At 43.1% G+C, this 12395-nt stretch carries 14 protein-coding genes; 9 read left to right on the top strand and 5 right to left on the bottom strand.

The features are described 5' to 3' along the window. The first annotated feature begins 61 nt into the window (after positions 1-61). The 7 genes from waaO (at position 62) to coaD (ending at position 7129) form a co-directional block, all read left to right on the top strand. Positions 62-1081 carry a lipopolysaccharide 3-alpha-galactosyltransferase gene (gene waaO / locus KKH3_RS20830; protein WP_039364101.1) on the top strand — a complete coding sequence of 340 codons (1020 nt, stop codon included), beginning with the start codon at positions 62-64 and terminating at the stop codon, positions 1079-1081. Between the two features lie 49 nt (positions 1082-1130). Further along, positions 1131-2075, top strand: a complete 945-nt coding sequence (locus KKH3_RS20825) for an O-fucosyltransferase family protein (RefSeq protein WP_039364100.1) — start codon at positions 1131-1133, stop codon at positions 2073-2075. 250 nt (positions 2076-2325) lie between these two features. After that, entirely contained in the window at positions 2326-3225 is a 900-nt protein-coding gene (locus tag KKH3_RS20820; RefSeq protein WP_039364098.1) for a glycosyltransferase family 2 protein, read from the top strand. Positions 3226-3263: 38 nt separating this feature from the next. Continuing rightward, entirely contained in the window at positions 3264-4166 is a 903-nt protein-coding gene (locus KKH3_RS21385) for a glycosyltransferase family protein (protein ID WP_052201401.1), read from the top strand. Positions 4167-4185: 19 nt separating this feature from the next. Further along, the gene (locus KKH3_RS20810) at positions 4186-4953 is read left to right on the top strand and encodes a glycosyltransferase family 2 protein (protein WP_039364095.1); all 768 of its coding nucleotides are present in this window, start codon (positions 4186-4188) and stop codon (positions 4951-4953) included. A 370-nt stretch (positions 4954-5323) separates the two neighbouring features. Then, positions 5324-6601 carry a lipid IV(A) 3-deoxy-D-manno-octulosonic acid transferase gene (gene waaA / locus KKH3_RS20805; RefSeq protein ID WP_039364092.1) on the top strand — a complete coding sequence of 426 codons (1278 nt, stop codon included), beginning with the start codon at positions 5324-5326 and terminating at the stop codon, positions 6599-6601. 39 nt (positions 6602-6640) lie between these two features. Further along, complete coding sequence (coaD, locus tag KKH3_RS20800) at positions 6641-7129, top strand: pantetheine-phosphate adenylyltransferase (RefSeq protein WP_039364088.1); 489 nt, start codon at positions 6641-6643, stop codon at positions 7127-7129. A 5-nt stretch (positions 7130-7134) separates the two neighbouring features. On the opposite strand, the gene KKH3_RS20795 is transcribed toward coaD, so the two are convergent. The 5 genes from KKH3_RS20795 to radC form a co-directional block, all read right to left on the bottom strand. Next, positions 7135-8124, bottom strand: a complete 990-nt coding sequence (locus KKH3_RS20795; RefSeq protein ID WP_039364086.1) for a glycosyltransferase — start codon at positions 8122-8124, stop codon at positions 7135-7137. 40 nt (positions 8125-8164) lie between these two features. Continuing rightward, entirely contained in the window at positions 8165-8974 is an 810-nt protein-coding gene (mutM, locus tag KKH3_RS20790; protein ID WP_039364084.1) for a bifunctional DNA-formamidopyrimidine glycosylase/DNA-(apurinic or apyrimidinic site) lyase, read from the bottom strand. Between the two features lie 213 nt (positions 8975-9187). Beyond that, complete coding sequence (gene rpmG, locus KKH3_RS20785; protein ID WP_002208990.1) at positions 9188-9355, bottom strand: 50S ribosomal protein L33; 168 nt, start codon at positions 9353-9355, stop codon at positions 9188-9190. An 11-nt stretch (positions 9356-9366) separates the two neighbouring features. Then, entirely contained in the window at positions 9367-9603 is a 237-nt protein-coding gene (rpmB, locus tag KKH3_RS20780; RefSeq protein ID WP_005967968.1) for a 50S ribosomal protein L28, read from the bottom strand. Positions 9604-9840: 237 nt separating this feature from the next. Continuing rightward, complete coding sequence (gene radC, locus KKH3_RS20775; protein ID WP_039364083.1) at positions 9841-10506, bottom strand: RadC family protein; 666 nt, start codon at positions 10504-10506, stop codon at positions 9841-9843. 153 nt (positions 10507-10659) lie between these two features. Here radC and coaBC point away from each other — a divergent pair, with 153 nt between their 5' ends. Both coaBC and dut read left to right on the top strand, forming a co-directional pair. Then, complete coding sequence (coaBC, locus tag KKH3_RS20770) at positions 10660-11937, top strand: bifunctional phosphopantothenoylcysteine decarboxylase/phosphopantothenate--cysteine ligase CoaBC (protein WP_412458870.1); 1278 nt, start codon at positions 10660-10662, stop codon at positions 11935-11937. Further along, positions 11915-12373, top strand: coding sequence for a dUTP diphosphatase (dut, locus tag KKH3_RS20765; protein WP_010285710.1), 459 nt, complete (start codon positions 11915-11917; stop codon positions 12371-12373). The genes coaBC and dut overlap by 23 nt, the downstream gene beginning before the upstream one ends. The last annotated feature ends 22 nt before the right edge of the window (positions 12374-12395 follow it).

Raw genomic sequence — 12395 nt, 5'->3', positions numbered from 1 at the left:
TTACAGCCAAAATGATGCGCTGATCCGCCACTTATTTTTAAGAGTCATAACCGAGTTAATTATGTATTTTTCATCGCAAGGTGTTATAAAAAGAAAAGTTTCATTTACTCGCCCCTTAGCGGAAAACGCAGAGTCCGATACGCTGAATATTGCTTACGGCATTGATAAGAACTTTATGTTTGGCTGTGCTATTTCAGCATCATCAATTTTGCTTCACAATCCTGACATCAAATTTTCATTTCATATATTTACCGATTCTCTCAGTGATGATGAAGAGAAGAAATTTCAAAATCTCAGCACTCAATATAATGCAGAAATTAGTATCTATATTGTAAATTGCGATGAACTAAAATCGCTCCCTAGCACCAAAAATTGGTCTTATGCGACCTATTTTCGCTTTGTCATTGCCGACTTGCTTTATCCAGAAATTGAAACACTGCTTTATATCGATGCTGACATTGTTTGCAAAGGCTCATTACACGACCTGTTAAAGATCGAGTTCAAAAATAACATAGCAGCAGTGGTAGCAGAAGAAGATAAGGTTTGGTGGGAGAAACGAGCAAAGGCACTTGATGAGCCAGGAATCAATGCCGGATATTTCAATGCTGGATTCTTATACATCAATCTTTCTCATTGGCAAAAATACGATATTAGCTCACAGGCCATGTCTCTTCTTGCCAATGAGGAAATAAAGTCAAAAATATCTTATCTTGATCAAGATATATTAAATATATTACTCATAGATAAAACAATATGGCTTGATAAAAAATATAATACACAATATAGCATCAATTATGAGCTTAACAAGCCTAAACCAGTCAACCCTATAAAGAATGACACGGTTATGATTCATTATATCGGGCCGACAAAGCCTTGGCATAAATGGGCTGAACATTACCCTTGCACGGAGTATTTTCTTGATGCAAAAAGCGCATCACCGTGGAATCACGCTCCCTTACTGCAAGCAACGACTACGAGCAATATGAGATATTGTGCTAAGCATCAATTCCATAAAAAATTTATTTTTCCCGGTATTCTTAGCTATCTTAAATATTTTTATAAAAAATTATCATCAAAATAAATCACTACCATATCAAATCATAAAAAATATAAAATCAGGAATGTAAATAATGAAGACATTATTTCTAAAAAGAACCGGTGGTGGATTAAACAATCAAAAAATGATCTTTCTCGCCCTGTTAATTGAAGCTATAGAAAAAAACAGCCCCATAGCACTGCCTTATTTCATTAATTTCATTGCTAATAAAAGCAAAAATAATCTGCGAGATAGATTCTACTTTTCTTATACATACAAATTTTTTCATAGAGATATAGATCTCTTCACAGTCTTCGATAAAATTTCAATAAATACTTTCTTTGAAAAATATAATATAAAAATAAATAATTATATCACTTCTCGATATACAGGAAAAAAACTCAATCCTGACAAACTATTTTTCAAAGGCGAATCTATCGTCAATGAATTTATAAAAAATAAAAACTATGAACACCGAGATATAGTAGCCGATTTTTTTAAATATTTAATACCATCTAAATACATGGAAGAAAAGATAGAGTATTTTATTTCTCATGCACGTCCATATGATGCCGTTTGTCAATTACGCATAGAGAGCGATTGGCCGTTAGACATTGAAGACTCCTGGGAGAAAAAACCCAATGAGGTTAACTCAACACCATTGGATCGCTGCAATCACATATTTAGTAAAATAAAAAAAACCTTACCCTCTCTAAAAACACTTTATATTACCTATGATAAAAGTGCTTTAACTTGCTCATTCGAAGATATAGAAAATTTAGCAAGAGATGGATTTGGGTTAAAACTAAAAGAGAAAAATACAACTACCGAGAATGAGTTCAGCCCTAAAAATGCATTAGAAGCATCGATCATTGATTTTGAAATTGCAGCACGCAGCGATATATTCATCGGTACTGACATGTCGACATTTACATCAATTTCAGCAGTGACCAAGTTTTGCCGAGATGGGCATCCACCTAAAGATAGGTATTTATATAATCTGCCTGGGAAGAATTTAGTTCCCGATGAAAAATTTTAATAGTAGTTAATTAGAATAAATAACTTCGTACATTAATGCTTCACTTCTCATTGTGCAAGGCCAGCACTGACAGAGGGCCACAGCCTGCCAGTGTGCGCTATCATACAAAGCTATTTAGAGTTAATAGTTAAACGTTGTTTTTACTGGTGAGTAACGAGCACCTCTCAATATAAAATTATTTATCAATAGTGCCCATTATAATTGAAAATGCGCTATTCCTTATCTGAACAATTCGACTATAAGAGTTAATATGTTGATAAATGCAATTGTTGTTATATATAACTCAGCACTTATGGAATCACAAACCATAAAAGCAATATTTAATTCAAACCAGAAAGATATTAAATTAAATATCATCATATGGAACAACGGGCCTAATCTATTAAAAAAAGAAGATATAGATAATTACATATCTGAGTGTAAAACTAGAAAAATATCGACGATTATTTATCAAGACATAAGAAATATTTCTTTAAGCAAGATCTACAATTTAATTATAGAAAAAGAACCCTTTGATTTTTTTGCTATATTAGATCAAGATACAAAGATATCTACAGATTTTTTCTCTAATATCTTGGAAAACAAAGAATACGAATTAATCTGCCCAGCAATATATTTAGAAAATAATAATAATCAACTTGACTCTCCGGTTTATAGTAATTCATTAGAAATTATTCCCTCCGGTGATTTTAACGCTAATAATATGTTAACTTGTGGCTCAGGGATTGCCATTTCCCACTCGCTATGTGAAAAAGTAATAAACAAGTATGGCTTCATGTTTGATGAGGCATATGCATTTTACTTGGCAGATCATAGTTTTTTATTTAATCTGAATGACTTCAATTTTATAAAAGGAAAGTGCGTAGGTAAAATACACCATAATCTATCTGGTTATGGGGTAAATTATAAAAAAATGAAAGAAACTGCAAAATTAGAGCATGGACTCGCACTAATTTTAAGAAGAGTGCACAAACAGAAGAAAACCAATATAGTGAAAAATCTTTTTCACGCTCTGAAGTTTTCTATAAAATCTCGCTGTAGTTACAAAAGCACTTTAAAAATTGTCTCTTGTGTATTAACCGGAAATCACCCGAGATCTAAATATAGTATCGAAAAAAATAAAGAACCAACGGTAATATTTAAATTATAGACACTCATTGAAACTCTACTGATCGGACTTTTATAAAAATGAATATAACTGCCGTTGTTGTCTTATACAATGTGAGTCTTTCAAAATCAGATACGTTGCAAAGTATTTTAATGAATCGACTTAACAACATTAAACTCACCTTGAAAATATGGAACAACGGCCCTGTAAAACTGGAAGAAAAAGATATAGAAGTATTTTTCTCTCTTTGTTCAAGTTTAAATATAAAAGTTGATATATTTCAGGATATGAGAAACGTATCACTCTCCAAGATATACAATCATTTTATTAAAGATATAGACTATGACTACATCACAATATTAGATCAGGATTCAGGACTACCTGAAGAATTTTTTGATAACAAGCTCTATGAAAATACAGACATTATAATACCTAAAATTTATTGTGATATAAATGGAAAAATGACTCAAACGCATCCATATAAAACTGAAAATGGTGAAAAAATAGTCACCGAAGGTTTTATCAATGAGAAAATAGAGACAGTGATGTCTGGTATTACCTTATCCAAGAGTGTTACAAATAGAATTATAGAATATCGAAAATATGTCTTTGAAGAAAGACTGGGATTTTATGGAATCGATTGTGATTTCTTTAAAATATTTAATGCAATGGAACCATCACCCAGAATAACTGTTTGCTGTAAAAATAAAATATGTCACTCTTTCGCACTATTAGATCCTAACGAATCAAGAAGTGAATTTAGGCAGATAGAGTTGTCTTACTTTAAGCTATTTTCCCGGATTGCATATCAGAAGAAAGGCTCAATCAGTACTCTCTGGGTTATTCTTAGAGATTTTATTAGGATGAAAAACAACTTAGTAACAACATATAATATGACTATGTTTGTGTTAAGAAAATGTCATCCTAGATCTATTTTTAATATAAAAAATAATTGCCCAACCCATAGACTGAAATTAATATAACTTCATCATAAGGAAAGAAATGAGAAAATATCTGTCTATTGGGATCATTACAAAAAACGAATCCGAACTAATAGAGGAGTGTCTACAATCTATCTCGTGGGCAGATGAAATCATTGTAGTCGATTCTGGCAGCACAGATAACACTGTAGAGATCGCACATCAATACGGTGCAAAAGTCTATCAACACAATGACTGGCCGGGATATGGTAAGCAAAGGCAGCGTGCGCAGGGTTATGCTAGCGGAGACTATATATTCTTTATTGATGCCGATGAAAGAATGACGCCCGAGCTGCGCCAATCCATTGAAAGCGTGTTACTCAAACCCAACCTAGATGATAAAATCGTTTACTCTTGCGCTCGAAAAAATCTCTTTCTTGGTCGCTTTATGAAGCATAGCGGGTGGTATCCTGATAAAGTTATCCGCCTCTACGCAAATAAACACTATAAGTACAATGATAACAATGTACATGAATCATTGGATTGTGGCGACGCTCCTATTCAGCACCTGGCTGGCGATCTTAAACATTTAACCTGTCGTGATTTCTCAGCATTCCAGAAAAAACAGCTGCGCTATGCTGTTGCGTGGGCAAGAGAACGTCATGAGAGAGAAATATCTTGCCGCTATTCTGAGATACTTACTCACTCCATATTTTCATTCTTAAAAACCTGGATATTCCGAGCAGGTTTTTTGGATGGAAAACAAGGACTCCTGCTCGCATTTGTTAACGCCCAATATACATTTAATAAGTATACAGCATTGTGGTCGTTTAATAAGAATAAGAAATAAAAATTACGATTATAATAAGACACTGATGTTATTAAATATGATTTAATCTTTTACCAAGTATGATACAGAGATGAAAACACCTAAAAAATCCATCAGATATACACTAAAAGCATACTTAATCTTCCGTGAAAATTCCAAATAGATAAAAACGTCTCTATAAGTAAGATATCTGTGGATATAGTCAGATCTTCCGGTTCGCCCGGTTGTCCTGCTTATCCCGTACCAGACTCAACGATTAGGGTCATGTGCGCCTCTACCAGCAATTTTCAGGAAAATCGGCAAAGGAATAAACAACAGCCGTTTTACAAATAGCCTTATCCGCACTAACCCGATAAAATCACCCCAGCGATAACTGATAACCGTAAACCTTATGCTACAAACTCTCTACACCATTATCCTGTACCTCATCCAACCGTTGATTTGGCTTCGCTTGTGGCTTCGTGGTCGCAAAGCTCCTGCCTATCGTCGGCGTTGGGGTGAACGTTACGGTTTTTGTGCGGAGAAGGTCAAACCCGATGGCATCATGCTGCATTCGGTGTCGGTGGGGGAAACGCTGGCTGCTATTCCCTTAGTCAGAGCGCTGCGCCATCGTTATCCCAACCTGCCGATCACGGTAACAACCATGACGCCAACCGGTTCCGAGCGCGTGCGTTCCGCTTTTGGCGACACGGTCTATCACGTTTACCTGCCTTACGATTTGCCCTGTGCCTTAAAACGCTTTTTTGACCAGGTTCGTCCGAAAATCGTCATCATTATGGAAACCGAGCTATGGCCGAACCTGATAGCGGAGCTGCATAAACGCGAAATTCCGTTGGTTATTGCGAATGCCCGGCTGTCAGAACGTTCCGCGGCTGGCTATAAAAAGATCGGCAAATTAATGCGCCATATCTTGCGGCGTATTACCCTCGTCGCCGCACAGAATCAGGAAGATGGTAATCGATTTATCGATCTTGGTCTGAAGCGATCCAGCCTGAAAGTGACCGGTAGCCTCAAATTTGATATCTCCGTGACGCCAGAACTGGCGGCACGAGCCATTACATTACGTCGGCAATGGGCACCACACCGTCCGGTATGGATCGCCACCAGTACTCACGAAGGTGAAGAAGCAATCGTTCTGGCCGCTCACCGACAGCTGCTTGCTACCTACCCTGACTTATTGCTCATTCTTGTACCTCGCCACCCAGAACGCTTCTCCACCACACAAGCGCTGGCAGAAAATCTGGGCTTCACCTACACGCTGCGCAGCAGTGGCGAGCAGCCTTCTGCGAATACACAGGTGGTTATTGGGGACACCATGGGCGAGCTGATGCTGTTATATGGCATCGCCGATCTGGCGTTTGTCGGTGGGAGTTTGGTTGAACGCGGCGGACATAATCCACTAGAAGCGGCAGCTCATGCTATTCCAGTGTTGATGGGGCCACACACTTTCAATTTCAAAGACATCTGCAACAAACTCGATCAGGCCGACGGGCTGATTACTGTGACCGATGCAGACTCCCTTGGAAAAGAAGTAGGGAAACTGCTCGCTGACGAAGACTATCGTCTTTACTATGGTCGACACGCCGTGGAAGTGTTACACCAAAACCAGGGCGCACTACAGATGCTGCTTACACTACTGGAACCTTATTTGCCCCAGCGGACACAGTAAAACAGTAGCTACCAATACCGTGAATGAAGGGCTGACGTGATGACAACCAAAGCGATTTATCCTGGAACGTTCGATCCATTAACCAATGGTCATTTGGATCTGCTGACGCGTGCATCACGACTGTTCGACCATGTGGTGCTGGCTATCGCTGCCAGCCCGAGCAAGCATACGCTTTTCACTTTGGATGAGCGTGTGGCGCTTGCAAAAGGTGCGACACAGCATTTATCGAACGTCGAGGTGGTTGGTTTCAGCGATCTCATGGCGCACTTCGCGCAACAGCAAAAAGCCAATATTCTTGTGAGAGGTTTGCGAGCCGTTGCCGATTTCGAATATGAACTTCAGCTCGCAAAAATGAATCACCACCTGATGCCTACACTCGAAAGCGTTTTCCTGATGCCATCGGAAGAGTGGTCGTTTATTTCATCCTCTTTGGTTAAGGAAGTGGCTCGTCACGGCGGTGACGTATCACATTTCTTACCCGATGCTATCGTTAGTTCCTTACAGGACAAACTATCAAAGAAGATGTAGAGAAATTATTTTTTCTTTGAATATAGATAAATCGTAAAATAAAAACGCAGGGCATACCAAAAGTCATTAAATGACTGCATTCCCTTGAATAAATTCCCACCAATACCTGTAGCGATAAATTTTCTAGCTAGCTGCTGCCGAACATCAGGCGATGATATTTTTTTACGCAAAAGCCCGAAAAGATGGCGACTCTCTCGATTAGCATGACGAATTAATGCTTTATTTAAAGTAACGTTATCTTTTTTCTGAGTCGCGATAGAAATCAAGCCCTGCATGATGTCAATATAGCTGTTTGCTCTGCGTGCTATTTTCTCAACGGATGATGACTTTGTGATCGAATGAGTATTACCAACGCGATAACCATAACCCATCTTTTCACAGAAACCGACGCGCTTGGCTACCAGCGCCAAATTCGCCGTCCATAGAATATCCTCATGCATCATATCTGGAATAAAATTCAAATTATTCAATAAGATAATATCGCGACGTATGAGCTGCAACCAGGCAAAGTGGCACCATTCATTATGTTGTACACCACGAATAACCCATTCATCGCCGCTGATTACCTCACCCCATGGTTGTTTCGTCTGAATAGGTTCTTTTATTTCTTGTTCCGGGTTTTCACTAAACTTGAAACCATTACCTATCAAGAGGTCGAGGCGTTGCTCCTCAGCTTTCCCAAGCCATGTCGATAGCGTATCTTTTTCCAACCAGTCATCGCCATCAACAAATGCAATCCACTCCCCATTCGCGTGCCGAATCCCTGTATTTCTCGCTTCAGATAACCCTTTATTTTCCTGGCTTACAATAATCAAATTCGTAGCCAATTTGCCTATCTCATTCAACTTCAAAAGACTGCTATCAGTGGAACCATCATTGATCGCAATAATTTCAAAAGAGACATTATCCTGAGCAAGCAACGACGAAAAAAGAGGCTCTATGTACTCTTCGCAATTATATATTGGAACAATGACGCTGATATCCACACGACTCATAATACCCTCTGAAGATTTTTATATTTAGGCTATAAAAGGATTACTTCTGACAGCGACGACAGAAAAATGTGCTGCGCTGCCCATGCTTCGCGATTTCTATCAGCGTTCCGCACGTCCGACAAGGTTCACCGTTACGGCCATAGACGCGCAGCTCCTGCGCGAAATAACCGGGTTTGCCATCTGATTGCAAAAAGTCACGCAGCGTCGTGCCCCCCTGCTCAATCGAAAGCTGTAGCACCTGTTTAATCACGCCCACCAATATAGCTGCATCGTTTTCATTTAACGATCCGGCCGTTCTGTCAGGATGGATGCCCGCAGCAAAAAGCGATTCGCTCGCGTAAATATTGCCTACGCCGACAACGACTTTGTTGTCCATAATCCACTGTTTAATTGCCGTCTTTTTACCGCGTGAAGCCTGATAAAGATAATCAGCAGAGAATTCCGCCTCTAACGGTTCTGGCCCAAGATGCGCCAATACCGAGCAGGTTTCCGGATTAGCCGTCCACAGCCAGGCACCAAAGCGCCGAGGGTCGGTATAACGCAGCACCTTGCCGCTGTCCATCACCAAATCAACATGATCGTGTTTCTCCGGCTCGCTATATTCCGGCAATACCCGCAGGCTGCCAGACATACCGAGATGCACAATAATCCAGCCGCGAGTCAACTCAATCAGCAGATACTTTGCTCGTCGACGCACACTGAGCACAGGTTCATCACTCAGCGAAAGAATCTCAGCGGATACCGGCCAGCGCAGGCGCGAGTTCCTCACTTCAGCATAAAGGATGGTGTGATCGACAAGGTACGGTGAAATTCCCCGACGACTGGTTTCAACCTCAGGTAATTCAGGCATGTGCGTCTCCTGATAAAGGTGGCTACGTTAGTAAACAGCAGGATACCATCTGTGATAACCCGTAAGACAGGGAATGCGGCGGGAAACAGGATAACTATTGGCGTATTTTACCCGCCGTATTTAATACAAAACCGTTAACCTAAATCGATGCGCTGACTGGCATATGGCGAAAAAAAACCCGACCAAGGCCGGGTTTTCATCGAGAAGCAGAAATTACTTAATTTTAGCTTCTTTGTAGAGAACGTGCTGACGGACAACGGGATCGAATTTCTTCAGTTCCAATTTTTCCGGCTTAGTACGTTTGTTCTTCGTAGTGGTATAGAAGTGACCAGTACCAGCAGAAGAAACCAGCTTGATCTTCTCGCGAACACCCTTAGCCATGATTCAGTTCCTTAATACTTTTCACCACGGGCACGCAGATCGGCCAGAACCGTCTCAATACCCTTCTTATCAATAACACGCATACCTTTAGCAGATACACGCAGTGTTACAAAGCGCTTCTCGCCTTCAACCCAGAAACGGTGTGAATGCAGGTTCGGCAGAAAACGGCGTTTGGTCGCATTCAGTGCGTGGGAACGGTTGTTCCCGGCCACCGGACGCTTGCCAGTAACTTGGCAGACTCGGGACATGTCTATTCTCCAAAAATCAAATCAGCTCGAGCTTCGTATAGGGTTTGGCCGCCTCGTCAGGCTTTAGAGCCCATCTCAGCAACTTCACTGAAAAGACTCTGTCATCAGGATAAACCTGCTGAGATAGGCTCTTAACGCCACACCCAAGATTCTCAAAGGTGGCGTAGTATACGCTCTGAAGCGTAAGTGCTCAAGTCCCGAACAGCTAAAGATCCCATTGGATCGCGGAAATATCTGTTAAATCCAGCCGCGTTCGGCAAAAGAAACGTATTCGCCATGCCCAATGACCAAATGATCGAGCACGCGGATCTCCATTAACAGACAGGCTTTGACAATCTGTTCGGTTATCGCACGGTCAGCCTGACTCGGCTCCGCTTTTCCCGACGGATGATTATGCGCCAGAATCAGCGCGGCAGCATTTGCCTTTAGCGCTTCACGCACAATTTCACGCGGGTGGACTTCCACGCTGTTAATCGTACCAACAAACATCTCCTGATGGCGAATAACGTGGTGCTGATTGTCCAAAAATAGAACTAAAAAAACTTCACGTTCACGCCGGGACAGCAGCAACTGTAAATATTGACCGGTCGCTTCCGGGTTCAGCATGGCGTCCTCTTTCGCCAGGCGAGAGAAAAACAGCCTCCGCGACAGCTCGGCGATCGCCTTGATCTGCGTATATTTTGATATTCCAACACCTTTGGCACTATGGAACGCGGACTGGTCCGCCGCCATTAGTTGGTAAAGCGACCCAAAATGTGCCAGTAAATCCTCTGCCAGTTGCATCACATGTACGCCCGGCAACCCCGTGCGCAAAAAAATCGCCAGTAATTCAACATCCGTCAGTGACTCAGCCCCTAAACGCACCAGTTTTTCACGCGGTGCCAATCCCTTTTCCCAGCCCATCACCTTCTCCCTATACCACTCGACGGCATCATGCCACGCCCGTAAAAACAGGACGACACTTGCGATAAAAGGCTGCGAAGCGCTTCGCAATCTTCTTAGGGAAAACACGACAAAGACCTTAAGATTCCTATCTGCCCGCAAGGTTATGGTAAAATGCCGCATCTTCTGACTTTCAATCGGACCATGATGATGACGGAATTTTCCAGCCTGAATGCACTCTCCGGCAAACGAATCGTGCTGGGTATCAGCGGCGGCATTGCCGCGTATAAGTGCCCGGAACTGGTGCGACGCCTGCGCGATGGTGGAGCTGACGTACGAGTTGTCATGACCTCTGCAGCTAAAGCTTTTATCACTCCGTTGACGCTGCAAGCTGTCTCCGGCTACCCGGTATCAGACGACCTGCTCGACCCTGCGGCGGAAGCCTCAATGGGTCACATCGAGCTGGGGAAATGGGCTGATTTAGTCATTCTCGCCCCAGCCACCGCCGATCTGATCGCCCGAGTCGCTGCTGGCATGGCGAACGACCTACTGACCACCATTTGCCTCGCGACCTCTGCCCCTATCGCCGTTGTCCCTGCGATGAATCAGCAGATGTATCGCGCAGAGCCCACGCAGGACAACCTGAGCACGCTGGCCGCACGCGGTTTACCAATTTGGGGGCCGGATAGCGGCAGTCAGGCGTGTGGCGACGTTGGGCCAGGCCGCATGATCGACCCAATGGAGATTGTCGGGCTGGCACAGCGTCATTTTTCTGCCATCAACGATCTGCAACATCTGAACATTCTGGTCACCGCCGGACCAACGAGAGAAGCGCTGGATCCCGTTCGCTTTATCACCAACCACAGCTCCGGGAAAATGGGCTTTGCTATCGCACAAGCCGCTGCTGCCCGTGGTGCAAATGTCACACTGGTAAGCGGCCCGGTTTCGCTCGCCACACCGCAGGGCGTCAAACGCATTGACGTCGGCAGCGCGTTAGAGATGGAACGCGCAGTGATGGATCACGCGTCACAGCAGCACATTGTTATCGGCTGTGCTGCGGTTGCCGACTATCGCGCCAAACACATCGCCGATGAGAAGATAAAAAAACAGAATCAGCAGGGCGATGAAATGACTCTCACTCTGGTCAAAAATCCAGATATTATCGCCGGTGTCGCAGCCATGACGAAAAATCGTCCTTATGTTGTCGGGTTTGCTGCCGAAACCCAGAATGTGGAAGAATACGCCCGACAAAAACTGGCGCGTAAAAAGCTGGATCTGATTTGCGCGAACAACGTCTCTCTTTCCGGGCATGGTTTTAACAGTGAAACCAATGCGTTACACCTTTTTTGGCAAGGTGGTGACACGCCGTTGCCGCAGTGCGACAAGCGTCTGCTTGGCCAAAAATTAATCGACGAGATTATCAGCCGTTATGATGAAAAAAATCGACGTTAAGATTGTTGACCCACGCGTTGGACAGCAATTTCCGTTACCAACCTATGCCACTCCAGGTTCTGCTGGGCTCGATCTGCGTGCCTGTCTGGATCAGGCGATTGAACTCAAAGCAGGGGAAACCACCCTGATCCCAACCGGGCTGGCGATTCACATTGCCGATACCGGGCTAGCGGCGGTTATCCTGCCCCGCTCAGGGCTAGGCCATAAGCACGGCGTGGTGCTGGGGAATCTGGTGGGGCTGATTGATTCGGACTATCAGGGACAACTGATGGTTTCCGTCTGGAACCGTGGTCAACAAACGTTTACGGTTGAACCGGGCGAACGCATCGCGCAGATGGTTTTTGTGCCCGTTGTTCAGGCCGAATTCAATCTGGTCGAAGATTTCGTCGGCAGCGAACGTGGAGAAGGCGGCTTCGGCCACTCCGGCCGTAGCTAACGCGATCCAGCCACCCATAGTG

This window comes from Pectobacterium actinidiae, assembly GCF_000803315.1.
GTDB classification, from domain to species: domain Bacteria; phylum Pseudomonadota; class Gammaproteobacteria; order Enterobacterales; family Enterobacteriaceae; genus Pectobacterium; species Pectobacterium actinidiae.
The sequence above is the reverse complement of the archived record's forward strand: the minus strand, read 5'-3'. Positions and strand labels throughout refer to the sequence as shown.